Raw genomic sequence first — 25,528 nt, forward strand, 5'->3', positions numbered from 1 at the left:
CCGGTCGCCGAGCCTGTCGAGGCCTCGCCCCTCCGACCCTTCGACAAGCTCAGGGACCTATCCCTAAGCTCCGGTCGCCGAGCCTGTCGAGGCGTCGCCCCCGGCACGCGACAACCCGGGGAGATCATCGAGCCGACCCTCCACCAGCGCTTCCTTCTTGGCCCGACTCCACTTCTGCACCTGCTTCTCGCGCCTGAACGCGTCGTCGATCCGGGCGAACGACTCGACATAGACCAGAACGACCGGGCGCCGCTTGATCGTGTATCGCGCGGCGTAGTCCTCGTCATGGTTGTGCTCCCAGACGCGGGCCTCCGGATCCTTGAGCGTACTTCCGGTGTAATACGCTCCATCGCGGCAGCGCACGATGTACATGTATGGCATTCGGCCATGCTGGTTCGCGTCGCTCGACCCGAGCACGCCCGTGACTGAAGGTGTGGAGAAAGTGCTGACCGCCGAGCCTGTCGAGGCGTCGCCCCCTCGACCCTTCGACAAGCTCAGGGACCGAGAGCAAGCTCAGGGACCGGACCGCGGAACGACCCTTCGACAAGCTCAGGGACCGAAAGCAAGCTCAGGGACCGAGAGCAAGCTCAGGGACCGGTGAGGGCAGTGACCTGAAGCCCGGTCGCCGAGCCTGTCGAGGCGTCGCCCCCTCGACCCTTCGACAAGCTCAGGGACCGAGAGCAAGCTCAGGGACCGAGAGCAAGCTCAGGGACCCCAGAACAGGCCGCAGCCGGGGACTACTCGCGGAGCGTGGCGCCGAAGCGCTCCGCGGCGAGCGCGACGCCCGCGAGCTTCGAGTCCGTCGCCTCAGCGGCGGTGAGCGTGCGATCCGGCGCCCGGAAACGGAGCGCGAACGTGAGGCTCTTCGAACCATCCGGGATGCCGGTTCCCCGGTAGTCGTCGACGAGGCGCAGCGACTCCAGGAGCTGCCCTGCGCCCTCCTCGAGGGCGGCGCGAACGTCGCCGGCGGCGACACCGATCGGCACCACCAGCGAGACGTCCTGCGTCGCGGCGGGGAAGCCCGACAGCGATGCGGCCACGACCTTCTCGCCCGCAAGCCTCAGGAGGAGGTCGAGATCCAGCTCGGCCACGATCACCCGGCCCGGGAGGTCGGCGGCCTCCGCCACCGCCGGCAGGAGCTCACCGGCGTAGCCCACCACGGTCGGGGAGTCGCCGGGCACGGCGAGCACCGCGGTCCGGCCCGGGTGCAGCGCCGCACGCTCGCCCTGCGCCACCGTGAGCTCGACCCCGGCCGCGAGAGCGATGGTCCGCACGCCGTCCAGCGCGTCCGCCAGGCCCGCGGGCACGGGGGCCACGTCCGGCTGCTTCGGCACCGTGTTGCCCACGAGCAGCAGACCGACGTGTCGGCGCTGCGGCGGGATCGACGCGTCGAGCGCGGCGAGGGTCGCGGCATCCGGTCGCACGGCGAGGGGCGGCACCGAGTCGGTGCCGTAGACGACCCCCGGTTCGGGCAGGAACACGGTGCCCACCTCGAACAGCGACAGGTCGGTCAGCCCGCGCGCCACGTTGCGGTGCGCCGCCTGCAGCAGCCCCTGCACGAGAGAGCGGCGGAGGTACGGAGCCTGCCCGTCGAGCGGGTTGGCCAGCCGGATGCTCGGCAGGTGCTCTCCCGTCGCCGAGCCGTGCAGGTCGTTCTGCTCCTCAGTCGTGAACGGGAACGAGGGCGTCTCGACGAAACCGGCTGCCGCGAGGGCGTTGGAGACCCGCCGGCGTCCCTGCTGCGCCGGGGTCAGCCCCCGGCCGGAGGGCGGCGTCGGCAGCACGGACGGGATGCGGTCGTAGCCCTCGATGCGGGCGACCTCCTCCGCGAGCGTCCACTTGTCGGTGAGATCCGGGCGCCAGCTCGGCGGGGTGACGACCCACCCTCCCTCGGCATCGAGCACCCGGCATCCGATCAATTCGAGCGCTCCGCGCACCTCGGCATCCGAGTACTCCACTCCGATGAGGCCCGACACGAAGTCAGCCCGGAGCCGGATCTCTGGCGCCACGAACGGCTCGACGATCATGGCCCCGAGGTCGGACGCGGTCCCGCCCGCGTAGGCGACCATCAGCTGCACGACTCGGTCGGCGGCCGCCGCGGCCACCAGCGGATCGACACCGCGCTCGAACCGGCGCGACGCCTCCGATGGGAGCTTGTGCCGCCGCGCGGTGCGTGCGATCGAGATCTGGTCGAAGGTCGCCGCCTCGACGAGCACGTTGCGCGTACCGTCGCCGATCTCGGTCGTGCCACCGCCCATGACGCCCGCGAGGCCGATCGGTCCCGATCCGTCGGTGATCAGCAGGTCTTCGCGATCGAGCACCCGCACCTGACCGTCGAGGGTCTCGAGCTTCTCGCCGTGCTGTGCGCGGCGCACCGTGATGCCGCCGTTCAGCTTGTCGAGGTCGTATCCGTGGATCGGGTTGCCCAGTTCGAGCATCACGTAGTTCGTGATGTCGACCAGCACCGAGATCGAGCGGATGCCGGCGAGGGTCAGGCGCGTGATCATCCAGGGCGGGGTGGGGCGTGAGGCATCCACATCGAAGACGGCCCGCACGGCGAACCCGGTCGCACCGACCCGGCCGCGGATCGGGGCCTCGTCGAGGATCGCGAGCGGGAAGCCGCTCGCCGTCCACTCCGGAGCGTCGGCGCCGGGGTCGCGGAACGGCGCGCCCGTGGCGTGCGAGTACTCCCGCGCGACACCGCGGATCGACAGCGCGTAGCCGCGGTCCGGCGTCACGTTGATCTCGACCGCGACGTCGTCGAGCCCCAGCAGCGAGATGGCGTCGGTGCCGACGGGTGCGTCGACGCCGAGCTCGGCGAGGCGCAGGATGCCCGAGTGCTCGCTGCCGAGCCCGAGCTCCTTCGCCGAGGCGATCATGCCATCGGAGACGTGCCCGTAGGTCTTGCGCGCGGCGATCGGGAAGGGACCGGGCAGCACCGCACCCGGGAGCGTCACCACGACCTTGTCCCCCTCGAAGAAGTTGAGCGCACCGCACACGATCCCGTGCACGGCCGGGCCACCATCCGCGGCCGTTTCGCCGTCGGGCGCCACGCGCACCTGGCACCAGCGGATCGTCTTGCCGTTGGACTGCGGCTCCTCGGTGAACTCCAGAACCTCGCCCACGACGATGGGGCCCTGCAGCTCGAACCTGTGGACGTCCTCCTCCTCGAAGCCGACCGACACGAGCGCCGCAAGCACGTCTTCCGGGGTCGCCTCGGCGGGGACATCGACGTACTCACGCAGCCACGACAGGGGGACGCGCATCAGACCACCATCCCGAACTGCTGCGAGAAGCGGATGTCGCCCTCTGCCATATCGCGCATGTCCTGCACGTCGGAGCGGAACATCAGGGTCCGCTCGATCCCCATTCCGAACGCGAAGCCGGAGTACTCCTCCGGATCGATGCCCGCCGCGCGCAGCACGTTGGGGTTGATCATGCCGCAGCCTCCCCACTCGATCCAGCGGGCTCCGCCCTTGAAGGTGGGGTGCCAGAGATCGAGCTCGGCGCTCGGCTCGGTGAAGGGGAAGAAGTTCGCGCGGAAGCGCGTCTTGGCCTCCGGTCCGAAGAGCACGCGCGCCGCGTGATCCAGGGTTCCCCTGAGGTGCGCCATCGTGATGCCCTTGTCGACCACGATGCCCTCGAACTGGCTGAAGACCGGGAGGTGCGTCGCGTCGAACTCATCGGTGCGGTACACGCGACCGGGGCAGAGCACGTACACCGGCAGCTCCCGCGCGAGCAGCGAGCGCACCTGCACCGGGCTCGTGTGGGTGCGCATCACGAGGTGGCGCTCCGGCGGGTCGACGAAGAAGGTGTCCTGCATCTGCCGCGCGGGGTGGTCGGCGTCGAAATTCAGCGCGTCGAAGTTGAACCACTCGTGCTCGAGTTCGGGGCCCTCCGCGATCTCCCAGCCCATGCCGACGAAGATGTCGCTGACCTCCTCCTGGAGAAGAGTGAGCGGATGCCGCGCCCCGAGGCGCGCGCGGGAAGGCAGTGCCGTGACGTCGATCCGCTCGGCCTCGAGGCGGGCTGCGGTCTCGGCCTCGACGAGCTCGGCCTCTCGGGCGGCGATCGCCTGGCCGACCCGCCCTCGGGCCTGGCCCACGAGCTTTCCGAAAGCGGCCTTGTTCTGCGGGGCGACGTTGCGCAGCTGAGCGTTCAGAGCGGCGAGCGGCGATCCCTCCCCCGCGTGTGCGGAGCGCGCGGCCTTCAGCGCCGAGGAATCGGATGCCGCGGCGACCGCGGCGAGCGCGGCCTCGGCGGCGGCATCCACCGCTTCTGGTGTGATTTCGGGTACGTCGGACACGAGAGTCGAGTCTACCGACGGCTGTGCCGCGTCCCGTTCAGCGGGGGCGCAGGCGGCGCCCGGTCAGACGGTGGCCCTGCCCGTGTTGAGCGTGCCGTCCTCGACCTGCGTGATGATGAGCTGGGTGTCCGTGCCGTCCTTCTGACGCGGGTCTCGCGGGACCTTCGGCGAGCGACGCGTTCGCCTTTCCACCTGGTTCGCGATGAGCGACAGGATGAGGCACAGTCCGATGTAGATCGACCCGATCACGATGGTCGCCGGAACAATCGGCGAGTCCAGCTGCGACTGCGATCCGAGGTAGCGGGCGTAGAACAGCAGCTCGGGGTACGTGATGATGAAGCCGAGGGCGGTGTCCTTGAGCGTGACCACCAGCTGGGCGATGATCACGGGGAGCATGGCGCGGATCGCCTGTGGCAGCAGCACGAGTCGCATGACACCCGACTTGCGGAGCCCGATGGCGTACCCGGCCTCCTTCTGCCCACGGGGCAGCGACTCGACGCCCGCCCGGATGACCTCGGCGAGCACCGATCCGTTGTAGAGCACGAGTGCGATGACGACCGCCCAGTACGGCGCCATCTTCACGCCGATGACGGGCAGGCCGTAGTACAGCAGGAACATGAAGATCAGCACGGGGACCGCCCGCAGGAACTCCACGATCGCCGTCACCGGCGTGCGGATCCAGGCGTGGTCCGACATCCGGCCGATCGCCAGAGCGAATCCGAGGATGAGCGCCCCGATGCCGGCCACCGCGAACGCCGCCAGGGTGCGAAGCGTGGCGAGACCGATCTGCAGCCACACGTTCGTGTACGTGAAAGCGGCCCACTTCTCGGCGGAGAACTGGCCCGTCACGGCCAGGCGCCACACGAAGAAGCCTACGATGGCGGCGACCACCACCACGGTGACGACGCCGAGCACTCGGTTGCGGGCGATCGCCCGCGGACCGGGCACGTCGTAGAGCACGGAAGTCATCGCGCCACCCTCCATCGGTTCTCCAGGGTGCGCTGCGCCCATGACAGCAGGAGCACGAGGGCGACGAAGGACACCATCACCCAGAGGATCACGACCATCTGGTTCTCGCCGCGCTCGCTCAGGTAGTTGCGCACCGATCCGAGGTTGATGACCGAGAAGCCTGCCGCCACCGTCGTGTTCTTCAGCAGGGCGATGAACACGCTCATCATGGGAGGGATGACCGAGCGGAAGGCCTGCGGCATGACCACGAGCGACATCACCTGGCCGAAGGTCATGCCGATCGCCCGAGCCGCCTCCGCCTGACCCACGGGGACGGTGTTGATACCGGAGCGGATCGTCTCCGCAACGTACGTCGCGGTGTAGATGCCCAGGGCGCTGATGGCCAGGATCAGCGGGTTGATCCTCATCTGCAGGAGAGGCGGCAGCGCGAACACGAATCCGAAGAACACCAGCGTCAGCGGCGTATTGCGGATGATGTTGACGTACAGCGTTCCCATCGTCCGGGCGATCGGTACGGGCGAGACCCGCATCGCGCCGACGATGATGCCGAGGATCAGGGCGAGCAGTCCCCCGCACACGAAGAGCACGAGCGTGCCGTACAGGCCTTCCAGCCAGATGTCGGCGTTGTCGCTGATCACGCCCATGGCTCATCCTCTCGTTCGGGGGAAGTGCTCCGGGAGCGGCGGGCCGAAGCCGCCGCTCCCGGAGGACGATCACTCGTCTACAGCGGGCTGCGTCGCCTCGATGCCGGCCGGGGCGAGGTGCTCTTCGAAGAGGGCGGTCCAGACATCGCCGCCGTCCGTGAGCAGGGTGTTGATGTGATCCTTCAGGGCCGTGTCGCCCTTGGCGAGTCCGACGCCGTAGCGCTCCTCGCTGAAGGGCTCTCCGACGATCTTCAGGGCGTCGGGCTCCTGCGCGACGTAGCCGGCCAGGATCGCCTGGTCGGTCGTGATGGCGTCGACCTGTCCGTTCTTCAGCTGCTCGACGCACTGCGAGTACGTCTCGTACTCGACGGTCTCGCCCGGGTTGTACTCGTCTCGGATCCGCTGCAGAGGCGTCGAACCGGTGACGGAGCAGACGACCTTGCCCTCGAGGTCGTCGGGGCCGTTGATCGAGTCGTCGTCCGCGGCCACGAGCAGCCCCTGACCGGTCTCGAAGTACGGGCCGGCGAAGTCGATCTGCTCCTTGCGGGAGTCGGTGATCGAGTACGTGCCGACGTAGTAGTCGATGTCGCCGTTCACGATCGCCTGCTCGCGGTTCGCGGACGGGATGGTGACGTACTCGATCTGGTCCTCGCTGAACCCGAGCGACGCCGCGATCCAGCGGGCGATGTCCACGTCGAAGCCGGAGCGTTCGCCGGTCGTGGCGTCCTCGATGCCCAGACCCGGCTGGTCGTTCTTGACGCCGACCACGACGCCGTCGCGCTCCACCATGGCGTCGTACGTCGGGCTGCCCTCGAGGGACACGTCCGTCGAGACCTCCCAGAGCGCCTCGCTGGTGGTCTCTTCTCCGGCATCTCCGCCGTCGTCGCTGGGGGCTGCGCCGGGTGTGCCGCTGTTGCACGCCGACAGCATGAGCGCCGCCGTCACCGCGAATGCGGCTCCTGCGACGATTCGTGACTTTCGCATGTGATTCCTCCTTGTGTTGCGTCTCTCAAGTGAGCGGGTTCGACGGCTCACCGCGCGCGGCCGTGCCGACGCGCAGCGCCTCAGTGGGTGATGAGCTTGGAAAGGAAGTCCTTGGCGCGATCCGTGCGAGGCGTCGTGAAGAAGCCGTCGGGGGTCTGCTCTTCGAGGATGAGTCCGTCCGACATGAAGACGACGCGGTCGGCCGCCTTCCGAGCGAATCCCATCTCGTGCGTCACGACGATCATCGTCATGCCATCACGGGCGAGACCGACCATGACATCCAGCACCTCGTTGATCATCTCGGGATCGAGCGCGCTGGTCGGCTCGTCGAAGAGCATGACCTTCGGGTTCATGGCCAGCGCCCGGGCGATCGCGACGCGCTGCTGCTGTCCGCCGCTGAGCTGAGCGGGCAGCTTGGATGCCTGGTGCCCGACGCCGACGCGGTCGAGCAGAACCTGCGCCTGACGTTCGGCATCGGCCCGCTTGAGCTTGCGGACCTTCATGGGCCCGAGCGTCACGTTCTGCAGGATCGTGAGGTGCGCGAAGAGGTTGAACGACTGGAACACCATGCCCACGTCGGCGCGGAGCTCGGCGAGGCCCTTGCCCTCCTTCGGCAGTTCCTTGCCGTCGATCGTGATGGTTCCGCTGGTGATGGTCTCGAGGCGGTTGATCGTCCGGCAGAGCGTGGACTTGCCCGAGCCGGATGGGCCGATCACGACCACGACCTCGCCGCTGTTGACGGTGAGGTCGATATCGGTCAGGGCCTGGAAGTCCCCGTAGTGCTTCTGCACGTCTTTCATCACGACGAGGGGTGTGGCGGTCGCGCTTTGAGCCATGCCCTCACCATAGGAGGCGGATGGCGCGCCCGCAGGAGGTTGCCGGTGTCTTTACCGGAACGTAACAGTTGCGGAATGTGACCGCGTCAGGAGCGCTCGCGCTGCGCGAACGCCGTTTCGTAGAGGCACACGCTGGCGGCGGTGGCGAGATTCAGCGATTCGGCGCGACCGAAGATCGGCAGCCGCAGCGCGCGATCCGCGAGCGCCAGGCTCTCGTCATCCAGCCCTCGCGCCTCATTGCCGAACAGCCAGGCCGTCGGTCGGGACAGCACGCCTTCGGCGCGGGCAGCAAGCAGATCGTCGCCCTTGACGTCGGCGGCGATGACCTGCAGTCCGGCGGAGCGAGCCCGGTCGATGATCTGGTCGAGCTCGCCCCCGACCGAGACCGGAAGGTGGAAGAGCGAGCCGGTCGTGGCACGCACGACCTTCGGGTTGTAGGGGTCGACGGTGCGGCCGGTGAGCACGACGCCGTCGGCGCCGGCGGCATCCGCTGCCCTGATGATGGTGCCGAGGTTGCCGGGATCCCGTACCTCCTCGCAGATCGCGATGAGCTTCGGCGACCCCGCCAAGATGTCCCTGACGGATGTCGGAGTCTGGCGCGCGACGGCGATCACCCCCTGCGGGGTGACGGTGTCGGCCATGGCATCGAGCACCGCCTCGGTGGCGAAGTCGATGTCCACCCCGGCGGCCCCCGCGGCGGACCTCAGATCCGGATGCCGCTCCACGGCGGTCGGCGTGGCGAAGAGCTCGACGACGCTTTCGGGCACGTACGACAGGGCCTCGCGCACGGCCTGCGGACCCTCGAGCAGATAGAGCCCGGTCTCGTGGCGCGCGCTGCGCTTGGTGAGCTTCGCGACCGCACGCACGCGCGGAGATCGAGGGTTTTCGAGCACGCGCTCAGTCTAGGGGCGGGCGCGCGCCAGCAAGCCGGGGGTGTGGGGCGGAGCCCCACAAAGACGCGCGGGTACACGAAAGGGGCGCCCTCCCGAAGGAGGGCGCCCCGAACGACGATGATGCGACTACGCGGTGGCCTTGGGGGCCGACGTGTCGGCGGGCAGCGCCGCCTTCGCCGTGGCGACCAGCGACGCGAACGTGGCCGGCTCGTGCACGGCGAGCTCCGCCAGCATGCGACGGTCGACCTGCACACCCGCGAGGCCGAGGCCCTGGATGAAGCGGTTGTACGTCAGGCCGTTCTGGCGGCTCGCGGCGTTGATACGCTGGATCCACAGGCGGCGGAAGTCGCCCTTGCGCTTGCGACGGTCGCGGTATGCGTAGACGAGGGAGTGGGTGACCTGCTCCTTCGCCTTGCGGTACAGGCGCGAACGCTGACCCCGGTAACCGGAGGCACGCTCGAGGATGACGCGACGCTTCTTGTGGGCGTTTACGGCCCGCTTGACTCTAGCCATTTCTCATTTTCCTATCGTGTCTCGGGCGCGTCAGCGGCCGAGGAGCTTCTTGGCGACCTTGGTGTCGGCCTTGGACAGAACCTGGTCCTGGTTCAGGCGACGCGTACGGCGGCTCGACTTCCCCTCGAGGTTGTGGCGCATTCCGGCCTGCTGCTTCTTGAGCTTTCCGCTGCCGGTGATCTTGAAGCGCTTCTTGGCACCCGAGTGGGTCTTCTGCTTCGGCATCTTCCGTGTTTCCTTTGCTGGGGCCCTACGGGGCTTCGTTGTGTGTGCTGCCCGACGAGCGGGAGTCTGCTGTCCTACTCGGCGGATGCCGGAGCAGGTGTGTCTGTGCTTCGCGCCGGTGCGGCGGGCTTGCCCGGTGTGGGCTTCGGCGCCGCGGGCTTCGCGGGTGATGCTGCGGGCTTCGCCGGTGCGGCCGGCTTGGCCGGTGCTGCGGGCTTCGCGGGTGCCGCCGGCTTCGGGGCTCCCGCCGCTGCGGGCTTCGCCGGTGCTGCCGGGGCGGTCGCCGGGGGCGTCGCCGGGGCGGTCGCCGGGGGCGTCGCGGGTGCCGCCGGCGCGGATGCTGCCTGCGCGGCCGCCGCGGGCTTCGCCGGTGTCGCGGCAACCTGCTCGGCCGCCGCGGGCTTCGCCGGTGTCGCGGCAACCTGCTCGGCCGCTACGGCGGGTGCCGTGGCCGGTGCTGCCGCCTGCGGCTGAGCCGCTGCGACGGGCTCGCTGAGCGCGGGTGCCTCGTCGAGGGCCGGCGCCGAATCCGTGGCGGGCCTGCGCTCGCTGCGTGCGGCCTCCTTGTTGGCAGCCCGGACCGCGTTCTGCTCGGTCTTGACCTCGGACTTGTTCTTGTGCGGCGCGACGACCATGACCATGTTGCGACCGTCGATCGTGGGGTTCGACTCCACTGTGCCGAACTCGGCGACCTCTTCTGCGAACTTGCGGAGGAGGCGGACGCCCTGCTCGGGGCGCGACTGCTCGCGGCCGCGGAACAGGATCATGGCCTTCACCTTGTCGCCCGCCTGGAGGAAGCCCTCGGCGCGCTTGCGCTTGGTCTCGTAGTCGTGCTGGTCGATCTTCAGACGGAACCGGACCTCCTTGAGGACCGTGTTCGCCTGGTTGCGTCGGGCCTCCTTGGCCTTCTGCGCTGCCTCGTACTTGAACTTCCCGTAGTCCATGATCTTGACGACGGGAGGCTTCGAGTTGGGAGCGACCTCGACGAGATCGAGGTCTGCTTCCTGGGCAAGACGAAGGGCGACCTCGATGCGGACGACGCCGATCTGCTCGCCTGCCGGGCCGACGAGTCGGACCTCCGGCACGCGGATGCGGTCATTGGTGCGGGGATCGCTGATGCGGAACTCCTCTTTGTGCGGATTCGGCCGCCGCGACGCGAGGAATCGTGTCACGGGCGAATTCGGATCACAGTCCACCCGGCACGTGCAGCGCCTGCACCCTTGCTACCCCTGCGCTGGCGGCGCGGAGGCGGAGTGCTGTGACCCGGTAGCCTGGAACGGCAAGCGCGGGTGGGATGTGAATCCTCTTTCGAGCCGGAGCAGAACGCTCCGGAGCCCGCCCAAGTCTAGCAGAGAGCAGCGCGTGAGCACGATTCCAGTCCCAGACGGCCCTCCCGAGAGCGATGCGAGCGAGGATGACGCGCGCCAGGCCCAGTGGGAGGAGCGCGAACAGGCCGCGGCATCCGCCACACGCGACATCGCCGACGTACCGGCCGTCGAGGTCATCACCACGGCCGCAGTGCACCTGCTCAGCGCCGCCGCGGTGAAGGTCGGGCTCGCCGACGACCCGGATGCGCAGATCGACCTCGACGAGGCGCGCAAGCTCATCAACGCCCTGGCGGGCCTCATCACCGCGGCCGCGCCCGAGGTCAGCGACATGCATGCGCGCTCCCTGCGCGACGGGCTGCGGTCCGTGCAGCTCGCGTTCCGCGAGGCGTCGGTCATCCCCGACCCCATCGGCAAGGGACCCGGCGAGAAGTGGACCGGTCCCGTCACCTGAGACGGCTCAGGAGCGCGACAGCGGGTCTCCTGATACGAGCGTGACCGTGAGGGAGTCTACGAGTACCGCGATCCGGTCATCGGCGGCCCATCGCCGAGCCAGCCGCGCGAGCACTCCGTCGAGCTCCGCGCGCTCGAGGCCCGCCATGAGCTCCAGCCGGACGACGAGTTCGGGCCCGCGCAGGCGCGACTGAGGATCGCCCGCCGCGACGGACAGGTCGAGGACGGCCAGCTCCGATGCGACCGACGCGGTGAGGGCAGAGAACACCTCCGGAGACGAGTAGCTCGGCTCCCAGGGGATCCCGCGGGCGATCGCCCACACGGCCGGGCGGCGGACGATGAATTCGGTGTCGGAGCCGGGGTCGACCACCACGAGGTCCGTGCCCTCGTCGGCCGCCGCGAGCGCAATGCGCCGCACCGGTGTCGGGATGGGCCGGGCCGCGGGATCCCACCGCGCCATTGCGGCGACGTCGCTGAAAGCCGGCAGCACCGTTCGTCCGTCCGGCGCGGCGACCGTCACGATGGAGAGCTCCTGCGACTTGTCGGCGGTGTGCCCGTTCGTGCCGGTTCCCGACTCGCCCAGCTCCGCCACGAGGGGCATCAGCAGGCGCGCATCCCGCAGGGACTCGACGACGGCTTCGGGTCCGGCCTCGCCGGCGCGGAACCGGGCCAGGGCGTCGAGGAAGGCGGGAGGGGCCGACCCGTCGTCGGCGGCGTGCTCGTTGGGCTCGAAGGACCGGCCGGCCCACGGGACGCCCGCGGAGTCGGCGGGGAAGCCATCCGGATCAGCCGGCCGCGACATCCAGTGCCTCGGCGAGCGTGAAGGCGCCGGCGTAGAGCGCCTTGCCGATGATCGCTCCCTCAACGCCGAGCGGCACGAGGTCGCGGAGCGCCGCGATGTCATCGAGGCTCGAAACTCCGCCGGACGCGACCACCGGCTTGGGCGTGCGCGCCGTGACATCGCGCAGCAGTTCGAGGTTGGGACCCTGCAGCGTACCGTCCTTGGCGACGTCGGTGACGACGTAGCGACTGCATCCTGCGGCTTCGAGGCGGTCGAGCACCGTCCAGAGGTCGCCGCCCTCCTGCGTCCAGCCGCGCGCCGCGAGCGTCGTGCCGCGCACGTCGAGCCCGACTGCGATGGCCTCCCCGTAGCGCGCGATCACATCGGCCGCCCACTCCGGATTCTCCAGCGCCGCCGTGCCGAGGTTGATGCGCGCCGCCCCGCTCTCGAGCGCCGCCTCGAGGGTCGCGTCGTCGCGGATGCCGCCCGATAACTCGATGGACACGCCTCTGACCTGCTTGATCACGCGGCGGAGGACCGCCGCGTTGCTGCCCCGGCCGAACGCCGCGTCGAGATCGACGAGGTGGATCCACTTCGCGCCCTGGCGAGCGAAGTCGGTGGCCGCATCGACCGGGTCGCCGTAATTCGTCTCGCTGCCGGCTTCGCCCTGCGTGAGCCGGACGGCCTTTCCCCGCGCGATGTCCACCGCGGGAAGGAGGGTCAGCTCGGGCGTTGACGCGAAATCGTTCATGGCTCCTCGTGCGTGTCGTGGGGACGGGTGCCCTCCACTGGTGGCACGAAGTTAGACACTAGCCCTTGCGCAGTCCGTCGATCCAATTGGCGAGAAGCCGGATGCCGGCAGCGCCGGACTTCTCCGGGTGGAACTGCGTCGCCGACAGAGGACCGTTCTCCACGGCGGCGAGGAAGGGGGATCCATACGTCGACCAGGTGAGCACCGCCGGCCGGAACGGCCGCTGCGCGTCAAGCAGCCACTTCTGGGCGCCGAACGAGTGAACGAAGTAGAACCGCTCGTCCTCGATGCCCCGGAAGAGGCGGGAGCCCTCCTCGGGTTCGACGGTGTTCCAGCCCATGTGCGGCAGCACGGGGGCATCGAGTTCGGTGACCACTCCGGGCCACTCCCCCATGCCCTCGGTGTCGACACCGCGCTCCACGCCCATCTCGAATAGCACCTGCATGCCGACGCAGATGCCGAGCACCGGCTGGCCGCCGGCCAGACGGCGGTCGATCAGTTCGTTTCCGCGGCTCACTCGGAGCGCGTCCATCACGGCGCGGTAGGCGCCGACCCCCGGCACGACCAGGCCGTCCGCCTCCATCACGAGGCCGCGGTCCTTGGTCAGTCGCACGTCCGCGCCCGCGGCCTCGAGCGCCTTCACCGCCGAGTGCACGTTGCCTGATCCGTAGTCCAGCACCGCCACGAGCGGCCTGGTCGCGGCATCCGGCCGGGTCTGCTCCGTCGTCACAGTGCTCCCTCAGTCACAGTGCTCCCTTGGTGCTGGGCACGCCCTCCACCAGAGGGTCGAGGGCCTTCGCCTGACGGAACGCGCGAGCGAACGCCTTGTATTCCGCCTCGGCGATGTGGTGCGGGTCCCGACCCGACAGCACGCGGACGTGAACGGTCAGCGCCGCGTTGAACGCGATGGCCTCGAAGGTGTGGCGAACGAGCGACCCCGTGAAGTGACCGCCGATCAGGTGGTGCTCGAAGCCCTCCGGCTCGCCGGTGTGCACGAGGTACGGCCGACCGCTGATGTCCACGACGGCCTGCGCCAGCGCCTCATCCAGCGGGACGAGCGCATCGCCGTAGCGGGAGATGCCGGCCTTGTCTCCGAGAGCCTCCCGGATCGCCTGGCCGAGCACGATCGCCACGTCCTCGACGGTGTGGTGCACGTCGATGTCGGTGTCACCGGAGGCGCGGACGGTGAGGTCCGTCAGCGAGTGCTTGGCGAAGGCCGTGAGCATGTGATCGAAGAACGGGACGGTCGTGTCGATGTGGCTCTTGCCCGTGCCGTCGAGGTTCAGCTCGAGCTCGACGGTGGACTCGCTGGTGGCCCGGGTGCGACGTGCGGTGCGGGCTGTGGTCATGCTGGGGAGTCTATCGACGCGAGTGCTTCGAGGAACGCGGTGGTCTCCTCCTCGGTGCCGGCGGTGACGCGCAGACATCCGGGTATCCCGATGTCGCGGATCAGCACACCCTGGTCGTAGAGACCCTGCCATGTGGCGGCGGGGTCATCGACGCCCCCGAACAGCACGAAGTTGCTCCACGATTCATAGGCCCGGTAGCCGAGTGCTTCGAGGGTCGCCGACATCCGGTCGCGCTGCGACACGATCTCATCCACCATGCGCAGCATGACGGGGGCGTGGCGAAGCGCCGCGAGCGCCGCCGCCTGCGTCAGCGCGCTGAGGTGGTACGGCAGCCGCACGAGGCGCAGCGCGTCCACCAGCGCCGCGTCCGCGGCGAGATACCCCACACGGGCTCCGGCGAAGGCGAACGCCTTGCTCATCGTCCGCGAGACCACGAGCCGCGGGCGATCGGGAAGGAGGGTCAGCGCCGACCGTTCCTCGTGCGGCGCGAACTCCTGGTAGGCCTCGTCGACGACCACGATGCCGTCCGTGGCGTCGTACACCGCCTCGATCACATCGAGCCGCATCGGAGTGCCGGTCGGGTTGTTCGGCGCGCAGAGGAAGACGACGTCGGGTGCCGCGTCGGCGACCTGGGATGCCGCATCATCGGGCGTGACCGTGAAGTCCGGCTCGCGGGAACCGCCGATCCAGGTGGCGCCGGTGCCGCGCGCGAGCAGCGGATACATGGAGTACGTCGGCTCGAAGCCGAACGCTGTGCGGCCGGGACCGGCGAAGGCCTGGAGGACATGTTGCAGCACCTCGTTGGAGCCGTTGGCCGCCCAGACCTGATCTGCGGTGACGCCGTGCCCGAGATAGTCCGCGAAGCTCTCTCGCAGCGCGACGAATTCGCGGTCCGGGTAGCGGTTCACCTCGCGCAGCGCGAGGGCGATCGAGTCGAGGATGTCGTCGGCGACCTCTTCCGGCACCGGATGCGTGTTCTCGTTGACGTTCAGCGCGATAGGGAGCGGGGCCTGCGGGGCGCCATACGGGACCTTCCCCCGCAATTCCTCGCGCAGGGGCAGATCATCGAGACTCACACTCACCACTCCATGCTAGAGCGCGGGTCGCGGCTGTCGGCTCGGTGCGGAGGGTGCGACGAGCCGCCCGGCGTCAGTCGGTGGCGTACTCGGCGGGGATGGCAAGGCGCTGGCCCGGGGTGATCGTGACCCCGTCGAGGGCGTTGAGCCTCGCGATCGCGTCGACGACATCCCGGGGGTCGGCGGCCGGGGCGACGTCTTGCGCCAGCGACCACAGCGTGTCGCCGCTCGTCACCGTGACCATCTCGAACGCCGTAGACGGTGCCGCGTCGTCGCGGGCCGCGATGGCGGAGCCTCCGGCGACGATGGCGAGGCCGAGCCCCAGAGCCGCCGGCGTGGCCGCGAGGACGGCGAGCACACGACGGCCGCGCACGGTGAGGCGGAGGCGGGCAGTGGGCGTCTGCCCTGCGCGGGACACCGGAGCCGAGACGATCGCGTGGCGGATGCCGGCGGGTGCGGTGACCGTGGTCATGGCGGGTCCTTCCGAGGTTGGCGTAGTTTCGTATCCGACTCTCGGCCGGGAGGGCCGGATACGAACCTACGTTCCGAATTTATCTTCGATGTTCTACGCTGTCAAGCGGGTCTTCGAATCGGATGCCGTTCCAGGCGCGACACGCTCGAACAAATCTCTGCTTGACGGGCTTTTTTCGGATACCGTTTCGATAGACAGAGAACATCAGGAACCACCGACATTCGAAGAGCGGCCTCTTCGAACGGCAGACAAGGAGCACGCATGAGCGACGCGAGCGACAGCATCGGCGATGAGGCCGGGGCGACCTCGACCGTCCGCGAGAAGCCCCAGACGCGGCGGCGCAAGAGCCTCAGCGACAAACAGCTGGCGATCCTCGAGGTCATCCAGCGCTCCATCGCCCGGCAGGGCTATCCGCCCAGCATGCGCGAGATCGGTGACGCGGTGGGCCTCAAGTCCCTTTCCAGCGTCACCCACCAGCTGAACCAGCTGGAGTTGAGCGGCTACCTGCGGCGTGACGCGGGCAAGACGCGCGCGATGGAGGTCCTGATCGATCTGCCGGGCAGCGCCACGGAGAACCCGGCCGACAGCGGACCGTCGGTGGGCGACGCCGCGATGGTGCCGCTCGTGGGGCGCATCGCCGCCGGCGTGCCCATCACGGCCGAGCAGCAGGTGGAGGAGATCTTCCCGCTCCCCCGTCAGCTCGTCGGCAAGGGTGAGCTCTTCATGCTGCGGGTCAGCGGCGAGTCGATGATCGATGCCGCGATCTGCGACGGGGACTGGGTCGTGGTGCGTTCTCAGCCGAACGCGGAGAACGGCGACATCGTCGCCGCCATGCTCGACGATGAGGCGACCGTCAAGACGTTCCGCCGGCGCGACGGCCACACGTGGCTGCTGCCGCGCAACTCGGCGTTCGAGCCCATCCTCGGCGACGAGGCGACGGTGCTCGGCAAGGTCGTGGCCGTGCTGCGCGCCGTCTGACCGGACGACGGGAACGGCCGCCGCGCTGGGCGCGGCGGCCGTTCTCGTATGGAGGTCAGGAGACGGGCACGCCCTCGCGCACCCGCAGCGCGGCCTCGACGATGTTGTTGAGCGACGCAGTGGTCTCGGCGTACCCCCGCGTCTTCAGCCCGCAATCGGGATTGACCCACAGCTGCCGCTCCGGGATCTCGGCCAGAGCGCGCGAGAGCAGATCTGTCACCTCGTCGACCGAGGGCACCCGCGGCGAGTGGATGTCGTAGACCCCGGGGCCCACGGCGTGGTCGAAGCCGGAGCGGGCGACATCCGTCACCACCTCCATGCGGCTGCGGGCGGCTTCGATCGATGTCACGTCGGCGTCGAGGCCGGCGATCGCGTCGATGACGACGCCGAACTCCGAGTAGCAGAGGTGCGTGTGCACCTGCGTGGCGGGCGCAGCACCGGCGGTCGCGAGGCGGAACGAGCCCACCGACCAGTCCAGGTACGCGGGCTGGTCGTCCTTCTTCAGCGGCAGGAGTTCGCGCAGCGCGGGCTCGTCGACCTGGATGATGCCGATGCCGGCCGCCTCGAGGTCGGCGATCTCGTCCCGCAGGGCGAGCGCCACCTGGTTCGCCGTGTCGCCGAGGGGCTGGTCGTCGCGGACGAAGGACCACGCAAGGATGGTGACCGGGCCGGTCAGCATCCCCTTCACCGGCTTCTCGGTGAGCGACTGCGCAAAGGCGGACCACCCGACCGTGATCGGCGCCGGACGCGACACGTCGCCCCAGAGGATCGACGGGCGCGTCGCACGCGAGCCGTAGGACTGGACCCACCCGTGACGCGTGACCGCGAAGCCGTCGAGGTTCTCGGCGAAGTACTGCACCATGTCGTTGCGCTCCGGCTCACCGTGCACCAGCACGTCCAGCCCCAGCTCCTCCTGCAGGCCGATGACGGTGCAGATCTCGACGCGCAGGAACTCCTCGTACTCCTCGGTGCTCAGCTCGCCCTTGGCGTGGCGCGCCCGCGCGCGGCGGATGTCGGCGGTCTGCGGGAAAGATCCGATGGTCGTCGTGGGGAGCACCGGGAGGTCGAGTGCTTCCGCCTGTGCGGCCTGGCGCTCGGCGTAGTCGCCGCGGTCGAAGTCCAGCGGCGACAACGCGGCCGCACGCGCGCGCACGGAGCCATCGCGCACGCCTGGGGCGTCGAGGCGATCGGCGAGCGCGGCGGACGCCTGGGCGATCTCGCCCGCGATCGCGTCGCGGCCCTCGGCGAGCCCGAGGGCCAGCGCGGCCACCTGGGCCACCTTCTGGTCGGCGAAGGCGAGCCACGACGCCAGCCGCGCATCGAGATCGGTCTCTTCCGAGACGTCGTGCGGCACGTGCAGCAGAGAGGTGGATGTGGATGCCGACACCGTCGCACCCAGACCGCGCAGCGCCTCGAGCCGGTCGAAGGCGGCACCGAGGTCGCCCCGCCAGATGTTGTGCCCGTCGATGACCCCGCCGACGAGAGTCTTGCCTTCGAGCCCCGGAACGCCCGCGGGAACGTCGCCGCGAACGAGATCCAGACCGAGCGCCTCGATCGGCGCGGCCGCCAGCGCGGCGAAGCCGGCGCCGAGGTCGGCATAGGGTGCGGCGACGAAGATCGCGGGGCGGCTCTCGGCCGCACCGAGCACGGCGTACGCCCGAACCGCGGCATCCGTCAGCGTCGCGGCATCCACCGGCAACGACTCGCTGACGAGCGCCGGCTCATCCAGCTGCACCCACTCGGCACCGGCCTCGGCGAGCCGGGCGAGCAGTTCGGCGTACACGGGAAGCAGGTCATCGAGCCGGCTCAGCGGCGCGAAGCCCTCCGGCGCCGCATCCGATGCCTTCGACAGGGCCAGCAGCGTCACCGGGCCGACCACGACCGGCCGCGTGGTGAAGCCCTCCGCCCGCGCCTCGGCGACATCGCGCACGAGCCGGTCGCTCGAGAGGGAGAAGACCGTCTCGGGACCGATCTCGGGCACGAGGTAGTGGTAGTTGGAGTCGAACCACTTGGTCATCTCCAGCGGCGCCAGCTCGCCCTCGCCGCGCGCGGCGGTGAAGTACGCGGGCAGCCCGATGGTCCCATCCGTCGAACGGAGGTGCTCGAAGCGCTCGGGAAGCGCGCCGACCGCGAGGGCGGCGTCGAGCACCTGGTCGTAGTAGGAGAAGGACTCCGGGATCGAGGAGTCCTCGCGGGCAAGACCGAGGGCCGCGAGGCGCTCCCTCGTCCCCGATCGCAGCTCGGACGCCGTCGCCTCGAGGGCCGCCTCATCGATGCGGCCGGCCCAGAAGGACTCGACGGCGTGCTTCAGCTCGCGGCGGCGGCCGATGCGCGGGTACCCGAGGATCGTGCCGGTGGGGAATGCGGTCATGGGAGTTTCCTTCACTGGATGGGAACGAGGCGGTGGTCGGCGGGTGTGCCGGCCGGGGTGGTGATCCCGGCCTCGGCGAGGACGGAGAGGACGGTTTCGTGCTGATTGAAGGCGTAGAGGTGGACGCCCGGGGCGCCTCCCGCGACGACCTCGCGGGTCAGGCGCGCCGCGGCCTCGATGCCGATCCGGTTGCGGCCGTGGACGGTCGGTTCGATCTCGAGCGCTATCGCCAGCTCGCTGGGAAGCGGCTCGCCGGAGAGCTCGAGCACGCGGCGGAGGCGGTTCGGCGAGGTGATCGGCATGATGCCGGGCAAGATCGGGATGACCACCCCCGCGCGGCGTGCGCGCTCGACGAAGGACAGGTAGTCGTCGGCGTGGAAGAACAGCTGAGTGATGGCGAGCGTCGCGCCCGCCGCCTGCTTGGCCACGAGGGCGTCGACGTCCTCCCCGGGGTGCCGTGACCGCGGATGCCCGTTCGGAAAGGCAGCGACCGCGATGCGCACCTTGCGCCGGGGCGCGACCGTGGCCGCACGGGGCAGACCCGGCACGACCGCCTCGGTGTACGGGGCGCGCTCCGCCTGCACCCGCTGGATGAGCTGGGTCAGCTGCGCGGCGCTTTCGAGGTCGCCCAGGGAGGAAGCGCCGTCGAAGGCGCCGGCCGGCGGGTCGCCGCGAAGCGCGAGGAAGTTCTCGATGCCGGCGTCCAGGAACTCGCGGATGAGGGCCGCGGCGCCCGCGTAGCTGTTTCCGACGCACGTCAGGTGGGCCATCGGCTCGACGGACGTGTGTTCGCGGATGTAGCGGAGCACCTCGAGCGAGCGGCCGCCGGTGGAGCCTCCTGCACCGTAGGTCACGGAGATGAACTGGGCACCGGCATCCGCCAGCCGGCCGATCGTCGAGTGGAGCTGCGCCTCGCTCGCGTCGGAGCGCGGCGGGTACAGCTCGAACGAGAAAGGCACCGCTGACGGACTGCGGGTCTCGAAGGGCATCGCTCCCCCTCGGGTCGATGGACGGTGAAGGCCGGACGGCCGCGACCGGCGCTGGAGACGCCGGGGATCGCGGGCGGGTGCCGGGCTCGGCTGTCGCACCATGCCCTGGACTGCCGGGCAACGATGGGACCACGGTAGGGGAACTCGGCACCCGCTTTCACGGATGTGTCGCTGTGTTTCGCCGGCGCCGTGTTCCGGCCCCCTAGCCTGGGGTGGTGCCCCAGACGCTCACGTATGGTTCGTGGCCCTCTCCGATCGCGGCGGCCGATGTCGCCATCGCCTCGCCGCGGATCGACGGTGCGCGATTCGTCGGCGAGGACGTGTGGTGGAGCGAGGGGGTACCCGCCGAGCGCGGCCGCACCGCGGTCTTCCGTCGAGCGTCCTACGGTCCATCGGATGCCCGGGTGGAGCTTCTCCTCCCCGCCCCGTGGAGCGCGCGGTCGCGCGTGCAGGAGTACGGCGGCGGCGCATGGACGAGCATCGGCCCCGACGATCTGGTGTTCGTCGAGCACTCCGACCAGCGGGTGTGGCTGCAGCGGCTCGGTGGCACGCCGGAACCCCTGACCCCCGCCGACGCGGGCATGCGCTTCGCCGACCTCACCGCCGCCGACGGGCGGCTCTTCGCGGTGCGCGAGACGCACACCGATGGCGCCGCACCGGTCCGCGACATCGTGATCGTGCCGCTCGACGGCTCGGCCGCCGATCGCGCCGAAGCCCTGACGCGGGTGGTCGGCGGGACGGACTTCGTGGCCTATCCCTCGGCACGGGGCGCTCGGTTCGCCTGGCTCTCGTGGAATCACCCGGACATGCCGTGGGATGCGGCGGCCCTTTCCGTCGGCCGGCTGATGCCCGATGGCGCCGTCGCCGACAGCGTGGTCGTCGCCGGGGGAAACGGCGTCTCCGCGCTGCAGCCCGAGTGGACGGGACCGGACGAACTCACGTTCCTGGCGGATCCCCACGGTCGCTGGAACCTGCAGCGGCTGCAGCTGGAGGGGCGCCTCGCCGGGAAGGTGGAGCCGCTCGCCACCCCGGATGCCGACACGGGCGGACCGCTGTGGAACCTCGGGCTCCGCTGGTTCCTGACGCTGGAGGACGGGCGGATCGTCGCCGTCCGCACCAACGGGCGCGACGATCTGGTGGTCCTTGAGCCCACCGGAACGCGCACTCTCGGCATCCCGCTGTCCGGCTCGCTGCTGCTGCGCGACGCGCGCGGCACCCGGGTGCTGCTGACGGGCGGCGGCTCCCGCGTGCCGGGCGGGCTCTGGCTGCTGGATGTGGATGACCCGGCGTCCCTCGTGGCGCTGCGCGGAGGCGCGGGGATCGACCCCGAGTGGCTGCCGCCCTCGCGACCGGTCACGTTCGAAGGCCCGTCGGGCGAGGTGCACGCGTTCGACTATCCGCCGACCAACCCTGACGTGACCGAGCCCGATGATGAACGGCCGCCCTACCTCGTGCTGGTGCACGGCGGGCCGACCACTTCCGTGTCGGGCGAGGCATCCGCGGCCGTCGCCTTCTTCACCAGCCGCGGGATCGGCGTGCTGGACGTGAACTACGGAGGCTCCACCGGCTACGGACGCCGCTACCGGGAGCGCCTGAACGGGCAGTGGGGCGTGGTCGATGTCGAGGATGTCGCGGCGGCCGCGCGGGGGCTCGCGGAGGACGGGCGGGCGGATGGGCGGCGGCTGGCCATCAAGGGCGGTTCGGCCGGAGGCTGGACGGTGCTGTGCGCGCTCGCGAACACGGATGTCTTCGCCGCCGGCATCAGCCGGTACGGCGTCGCCGATCTCCGCGCCCTCGCCGCGGACACCCACGACTTCGAGGCACGCTATCTCGATCGCCTCGTCGGTCCGCTGCCCGAGGCCGAGGACGTCTACATCGAGCGGTCGCCTCTCACGCATGCGGACCGGCTGCGCGTGCCCGTACTGATCCTGCAGGGCGCGGATGACCCCGTGGTGCCGCCGGCGCAATCCCTCGCCATCCGCGATGCCCTCGCGGCCAACGGCGTGCGGCACGCCTACATCGAGTACGCGGGCGAGGGCCACGGGTTCCGGCGAGCGGAGACGATCGAGAACGCCTTCGAGTCGGAGCTGAGCTTCCTCGGCCAGGTGCTCGGCTTCGAGACTCCCGGCGTGCCGGCCCTGCCGCTGGACTGACCGGCGGGCCCCGCGCCTGGCTCCGCGGGCTCAGGAACGGGAAGGGCGCCGTGCACCGACTTCGGAGAATGTCACGGCTTTCGGCCCATACGGCATGAATCGGCCGACGATGGTGAGATCTTCCGAAGTTCGTGCCCGCCGGCGAACGACGAAGCGGCCGGCATCCGCGCTGAAGAACGGGATGCCGGCCGCTGGCCGCCGGGCGGTTACACCCGGTACTGCTTGAGCTCCGCGGCGAGCCGCTCCGACACGTGCGCGTGCAGGGCGGTGCCGCCCTCTTCGTGCACGGCGGAGAGGATGTGCCCGGAGTCGTGTGCCGCCGAGATGAGGTCGCCCCGGTCGTACGGCACCAGGGCGCGCACCTCGACCGCCGGCAGCGGCAGGGCGGCCTCGACCGCCTCGCGCAGAGCGTCGATGCCCTCGCCCGTGCGTGAGGACACGAAGAGCGCGTCGGGCTCGAGCCCTCGCAGCACCATCCGCGTGTCGTCGTCGACGAGGTCGGCCTTGTTGAACACCACGATCTCGCGCGATCCGCGTGCCCCGACATCCGCCATCACGTCGCGCACCGTCTGCAGCTGGCTCGCCGGATCCGGATGCGCGGCGTCGACGACGTGCAGGATCACATCGGCCCCGGCCACCTCCTCGAGCGTCGAGCGGAATGCCTCGACGAGCTGGTGCGGCAGGTTGCGAACGAAGCCGACGGTGTCGGTCAGCGTGAAGGTGCGGCCGTCCGCCGTCTCCGACCGGCGCACCGTCGCATCCAGGGTCGCGAACAGCGCGTTCTCGACCAGGACCCCCGCGCTCGTGAGGCGGTTCAGCAGGCTGGACTTGCCGGCGTTCGTGTATCCCGCGATCGCCACGGAGGGAATGGTGTGGCGCTTGCGCTCGGCGCGCTTGGCCTCGCGGGACGGTCCGAATTCGCGGATCTGCCGGCGAAGGATGGCCATGCGCGTGCGGATGCGGCGGCGATCGAGCTCGATCTTCGTCTCACCCGGTCCGCGCGAGCCCATGCCCGCACCGCCGGCACCGACCTGGCCACCGGCTTGGCGGCTCATGGAGTCACCCCATCCGCGCAGGCGCGGGAGCAGGTACTCGAGCTGCGCGAGCTCGACCTGCGCCTTGCCCTCGCGGCTCTTCGCGTGCTGGCTGAAGATGTCGAGGATGACGGTCGTGCGGTCGATGACCTTGACCTTCACCACGTCTTCCAGCGCGCGGCGCTGCGACGGGGCGAGCTCGGTGTCGGCGATCACCGTGTCGGCTCCGACGGCCTGCACGAGATCGCGGAGCTCACCGGCCTTGCCGCTGCCGATGTAGGTCGCCGGGTCGGGGTGCGGTCGACGCTGCAGCACGCCGTCGAGCACGACGGCGCCCGCCGTCTCGGCGAGAGCCGACAGCTCGCGGAGCGAGTTCTCGGCGTCCTCCTGCTCGCCCTGGGGGTAGACCCCCACCAGCACGACGTTCTCCAGCCGCAGCTGCCGGTACTCGACCTCGGTGACGTCTTCGAGCTCGGTGGACAGGCCGGGCACCCGGCGCAGCGCTGCGCGCTCTTCGCGGTCCCACTGGTCGCCGTCGGCGCCGGCGCCGCCCGCCGTGGATTCGTCTTGCAGAGCCTGAGCGGCTCCCGTCACGCGACCGTCTGTCGGGGTCGCGTCGGAGCCGAAGACCCGCACGCCGGATCGCGCTTCCGCGCGGGCGAGAACGCGCTCGACCGGGTCGGTCGGGGTCTCGCTCGGCTGTGTGGTCGTATCGGTCATGTATTGCCTTTCGGATGCTTCTGATGTCTGTCTTCGTCGAGAGTGGTGGCTGGAGCCGGTATCAGAGGAGCATCCCCAAACCCTAGCCTCCCCCGCCGACGCCTGTTCCGCTACGCTCGCTCCCATGGGCGGCGACCACTACTTCAGCGCCACACCATCATCCCCCGAGAATCTGCGTCGCATCAGGGTCACCCTTGCGGGCCGGGATGTCGAGGTGGCGACCGCGGGTGGAGTTTTCAGCCCCGAGCACGTCGACGTCGGAACCGCGGTGCTGCTCGCGAACACTCCGCCCCCGCCGCCCGGTGGCCAGATCCTGGACCTCGGATGCGGATGGGGTCCCATCGCGTTGTCGATTGCGCTGCTCTCCCCCCACGCCACGGTGTGGGCCGTCGATGTCAACGAGCGAGCCCTCGATCTGGTGCGCCGCAACGCGCTGTCACTCGGGCTCGATAATGTCAACGCCGCGCTGCCCGACGATGTTCCCGAGGACGTGTCCTTCCGCGGCATCCGATCCAACCCGCCGATCCGCGTGGGCAAGAGCGAACTGCACGGTCTGCTCGAACGCTGGATCCCTCGTCTCGACGAGCGCAGCGACGCATGGCTCGTCGTGCAGCGCAATCTCGGATCCGACTCGCTGCAGCGCTGGCTCGCGGCCACGTTCGCGACCGGGTACAGCGTGCACCGGGCCGCGACGGCGAAGGGGTTCCGCGTGCTGCGGGTGCGCCGGCACGGCACTCCCCCGACGGAGCCCCTGCACATCGTCGGCTGACGCCTCGCACGGCGGGACCCGCGGACGCGATCGGTTCAGCCGGCGAGTGCGATCTCGCCCGAGAAGACGAGCGACGCAGGACCGGACAGGGCCACGTGTTCGCCCTCCTCGGTCGGGAACATGCGAACACCGAGCGTTCCGCCCGGCACCTCGACGCGCCAGTGATCGGGAGCCGCCGGCCCGGCCCAGTGCCGCACGGCCAACGCCGCCGCGGCGACCCCCGTGCCGCAGCTGAGCGTCTCGCCGACGCCTCGTTCGAAGACGCGCATCCGGATCGAGCCGACGCCGTCGTGGACGAGCGGGTCACCCGGCACGACGAACTCGATGTTGGCGCCGTGTGGCGGCACCGGATCGAGCTGCGGGAGAACGGTGAGGTCGAGGCTCTCGAGCTCGTCGACGGACTGCAGGGCGACGACGACGTGCGGGTTGCCGACGTCGATGCCCTGACCCGGGCGCGGCACGGACAGCCCGCGAGCGCGCACCAGGGTGTCGGCCTCCTCGATGCGCCAGCGCCCCAGGTCGACCTGGAACCCGCTGTCGCTGCGCGTCAGGTCACGCACGCCCGCGCGGGTGCCCACCGGCAGTGTCGACCCTGCGTTCAGCGTGGTCAGCCCGGAATCGAGCAGGTACTTGGCGAAGACGCGGATGCCGTTGCCGCACATCTCGGCCTTCGATCCGTCGGCGTTGCGGTAGTCCATGAACCACTCCGCGGCCGGCTCCTCCGCCAGCGCGGCGGCTCCTTCGGCGAGCTGGGCCGAGCGCACGACGCGTAGGATGCCGTCGGCGCCGATGCCGAAGCGCCGGTCGCAGAGCGCGGCGACCTGGTCGTCGCTGAGGTCCAGCTGCCCCTCCGGGTCGGGGATCACGACGAAGTCGTTACCGGTGCCGTGCCCCTTCGTGAAGGCGATGGTGTCGGCGGGCATCGCCCCAGTTTAGG

Annotated in this window: 24 protein-coding genes and 1 pseudogene; 4 read left to right on the forward strand and 21 right to left on the reverse strand. The window is 70.1% G+C overall.

The annotated features are described in order from the left end of the window. Positions 1-63 precede the first annotated feature (63 nt). From ACPW96_RS05275 to infC, 11 genes and pseudogenes are all read right to left on the reverse strand, one after another. Positions 64-381 (reverse strand): GIY-YIG nuclease family protein, encoded by a 318-nt coding sequence (locus ACPW96_RS05275; protein WP_425882277.1) that lies wholly within the window; start codon positions 379-381, stop codon positions 64-66. Positions 382-737: 356 nt separating this feature from the next. After that, positions 738-3,266, reverse strand: coding sequence for a phenylalanine--tRNA ligase subunit beta (gene pheT / locus ACPW96_RS05280; RefSeq protein WP_425882278.1), 2,529 nt, complete (start codon positions 3,264-3,266; stop codon positions 738-740). Next, positions 3,266-4,306 carry a phenylalanine--tRNA ligase subunit alpha gene (gene pheS, locus ACPW96_RS05285; RefSeq protein ID WP_425817644.1) on the reverse strand — a complete coding sequence of 347 codons (1,041 nt, stop codon included), beginning with the start codon at positions 4,304-4,306 and terminating at the stop codon, positions 3,266-3,268. Before pheS ends, pheT begins: the two co-directional genes overlap by 1 nt. 63 nt (positions 4,307-4,369) lie before the next feature. Beyond that, the gene (locus tag ACPW96_RS05290) at positions 4,370-5,275 is read right to left on the reverse strand and encodes an amino acid ABC transporter permease (protein ID WP_425882279.1); all 906 of its coding nucleotides are present in this window, start codon (positions 5,273-5,275) and stop codon (positions 4,370-4,372) included. Beyond that, complete coding sequence (locus ACPW96_RS05295; RefSeq protein ID WP_425817640.1) at positions 5,272-5,919, reverse strand: amino acid ABC transporter permease; 648 nt, start codon at positions 5,917-5,919, stop codon at positions 5,272-5,274. The genes ACPW96_RS05290 and ACPW96_RS05295 overlap by 4 nt, the downstream gene beginning before the upstream one ends. A gap of 69 nt (positions 5,920-5,988) precedes the next feature. Beyond that, complete coding sequence (locus tag ACPW96_RS05300) at positions 5,989-6,903, reverse strand: glutamate ABC transporter substrate-binding protein (protein ID WP_425882280.1); 915 nt, start codon at positions 6,901-6,903, stop codon at positions 5,989-5,991. Positions 6,904-6,983: 80 nt separating this feature from the next. After that, a complete protein-coding gene (locus ACPW96_RS05305) occupies positions 6,984-7,739 on the reverse strand; it encodes an amino acid ABC transporter ATP-binding protein (RefSeq protein ID WP_425817636.1) in 756 nt (251 codons plus the stop codon). Between the two features lie 86 nt (positions 7,740-7,825). Beyond that, positions 7,826-8,632, reverse strand: a complete 807-nt coding sequence (locus ACPW96_RS05310; RefSeq protein ID WP_425817634.1) for a TrmH family RNA methyltransferase — start codon at positions 8,630-8,632, stop codon at positions 7,826-7,828. Between the two features lie 126 nt (positions 8,633-8,758). After that, complete coding sequence (gene rplT / locus ACPW96_RS05315; RefSeq protein ID WP_425817632.1) at positions 8,759-9,145, reverse strand: 50S ribosomal protein L20; 387 nt, start codon at positions 9,143-9,145, stop codon at positions 8,759-8,761. A 30-nt stretch (positions 9,146-9,175) separates the two neighbouring features. After that, the gene (gene rpmI / locus ACPW96_RS05320; protein ID WP_036301881.1) at positions 9,176-9,370 is read right to left on the reverse strand and encodes a 50S ribosomal protein L35; all 195 of its coding nucleotides are present in this window, start codon (positions 9,368-9,370) and stop codon (positions 9,176-9,178) included. A gap of 613 nt (positions 9,371-9,983) precedes the next feature. Beyond that, positions 9,984-10,488, reverse strand: a pseudogene (gene infC / locus ACPW96_RS05325) (translation initiation factor IF-3); the annotation flags it as partial. A gap of 244 nt (positions 10,489-10,732) precedes the next feature. Here infC and ACPW96_RS05330 point away from each other — a divergent pair. After that, the gene (locus ACPW96_RS05330) at positions 10,733-11,149 is read left to right on the forward strand and encodes a DUF1844 domain-containing protein (RefSeq protein ID WP_425817627.1); all 417 of its coding nucleotides are present in this window, start codon (positions 10,733-10,735) and stop codon (positions 11,147-11,149) included. Between the two features lie 6 nt (positions 11,150-11,155). On the opposite strand, the gene ACPW96_RS05335 is transcribed toward ACPW96_RS05330, so the two are convergent. From ACPW96_RS05335 to ACPW96_RS05360, 6 genes are all read right to left on the reverse strand, one after another. After that, on the reverse strand, positions 11,156-11,950 hold the full coding sequence (locus ACPW96_RS05335; protein ID WP_425817625.1) for an SseB family protein: 795 nt from the start codon (positions 11,948-11,950) through the stop codon (positions 11,156-11,158). After that, positions 11,934-12,680, reverse strand: a complete 747-nt coding sequence (priA, locus tag ACPW96_RS05340; RefSeq protein ID WP_425817623.1) for a bifunctional 1-(5-phosphoribosyl)-5-((5-phosphoribosylamino)methylideneamino)imidazole-4-carboxamide isomerase/phosphoribosylanthranilate isomerase PriA — start codon at positions 12,678-12,680, stop codon at positions 11,934-11,936. Before priA ends, ACPW96_RS05335 begins: the two co-directional genes overlap by 17 nt. Positions 12,681-12,738: 58 nt before the next feature. Further along, on the reverse strand, positions 12,739-13,410 hold the full coding sequence (hisH, locus tag ACPW96_RS05345) for an imidazole glycerol phosphate synthase subunit HisH (RefSeq protein ID WP_425817621.1): 672 nt from the start codon (positions 13,408-13,410) through the stop codon (positions 12,739-12,741). A 13-nt stretch (positions 13,411-13,423) separates the two neighbouring features. After that, on the reverse strand, positions 13,424-14,029 hold the full coding sequence (gene hisB, locus ACPW96_RS05350) for an imidazoleglycerol-phosphate dehydratase HisB (protein WP_425817619.1): 606 nt from the start codon (positions 14,027-14,029) through the stop codon (positions 13,424-13,426). After that, positions 14,026-15,105 carry a histidinol-phosphate transaminase gene (locus tag ACPW96_RS05355; protein ID WP_425882589.1) on the reverse strand — a complete coding sequence of 360 codons (1,080 nt, stop codon included), beginning with the start codon at positions 15,103-15,105 and terminating at the stop codon, positions 14,026-14,028. Before ACPW96_RS05355 ends, hisB begins: the two co-directional genes overlap by 4 nt. Before the next feature lie 73 nt (positions 15,106-15,178). Further along, positions 15,179-15,577, reverse strand: a complete 399-nt coding sequence (locus tag ACPW96_RS05360) for a LysM peptidoglycan-binding domain-containing protein (protein ID WP_425817615.1) — start codon at positions 15,575-15,577, stop codon at positions 15,179-15,181. 261 nt (positions 15,578-15,838) lie between these two features. Between ACPW96_RS05360 and lexA the strand changes: the two genes are divergently transcribed. Then, positions 15,839-16,555, forward strand: coding sequence for a transcriptional repressor LexA (lexA, locus tag ACPW96_RS05365; protein WP_425817613.1), 717 nt, complete (start codon positions 15,839-15,841; stop codon positions 16,553-16,555). Between the two features lie 55 nt (positions 16,556-16,610). Here lexA and metE read toward each other — a convergent pair whose 3' ends face one another. Continuing rightward, positions 16,611-18,926: a 5-methyltetrahydropteroyltriglutamate--homocysteine S-methyltransferase gene (gene metE, locus ACPW96_RS05370; RefSeq protein ID WP_425817611.1), complete on the reverse strand. Its 2,316-nt coding sequence runs from the start codon at positions 18,924-18,926 to the stop codon at positions 16,611-16,613. Between the two features lie 11 nt (positions 18,927-18,937). After that, complete coding sequence (locus ACPW96_RS05375; protein WP_425817609.1) at positions 18,938-19,915, reverse strand: methylenetetrahydrofolate reductase; 978 nt, start codon at positions 19,913-19,915, stop codon at positions 18,938-18,940. A gap of 215 nt (positions 19,916-20,130) precedes the next feature. Here ACPW96_RS05375 and ACPW96_RS05380 point away from each other — a divergent pair, with 215 nt between their 5' ends. Continuing rightward, positions 20,131-22,068: an alpha/beta hydrolase family protein gene (locus tag ACPW96_RS05380; protein ID WP_425882281.1), complete on the forward strand. Its 1,938-nt coding sequence runs from the start codon at positions 20,131-20,133 to the stop codon at positions 22,066-22,068. 206 nt (positions 22,069-22,274) lie between these two features. Here the strand turns inward: ACPW96_RS05380 and hflX are convergent, their stop codons facing one another. Beyond that, positions 22,275-23,822 carry a GTPase HflX gene (hflX, locus tag ACPW96_RS05385; RefSeq protein WP_425882282.1) on the reverse strand — a complete coding sequence of 516 codons (1,548 nt, stop codon included), beginning with the start codon at positions 23,820-23,822 and terminating at the stop codon, positions 22,275-22,277. Between the two features lie 124 nt (positions 23,823-23,946). Here hflX and ACPW96_RS05390 point away from each other — a divergent pair, with 124 nt between their 5' ends. Continuing rightward, on the forward strand, positions 23,947-24,591 hold the full coding sequence (locus ACPW96_RS05390) for a class I SAM-dependent methyltransferase (protein WP_425817603.1): 645 nt from the start codon (positions 23,947-23,949) through the stop codon (positions 24,589-24,591). Between the two features lie 35 nt (positions 24,592-24,626). Here the strand turns inward: ACPW96_RS05390 and dapF are convergent, their stop codons facing one another. Next, a complete protein-coding gene (dapF, locus tag ACPW96_RS05395) occupies positions 24,627-25,499 on the reverse strand; it encodes a diaminopimelate epimerase (protein WP_425882590.1) in 873 nt (290 codons plus the stop codon). Positions 25,500-25,528: the final 29 nt, after the last annotated feature.

Origin of the sequence: Micromonospora sp. DT81.3 (assembly GCF_049847225.1) — a bacterium.
Lineage (GTDB): Bacteria > Actinomycetota > Actinomycetes > Actinomycetales > Microbacteriaceae > Microbacterium.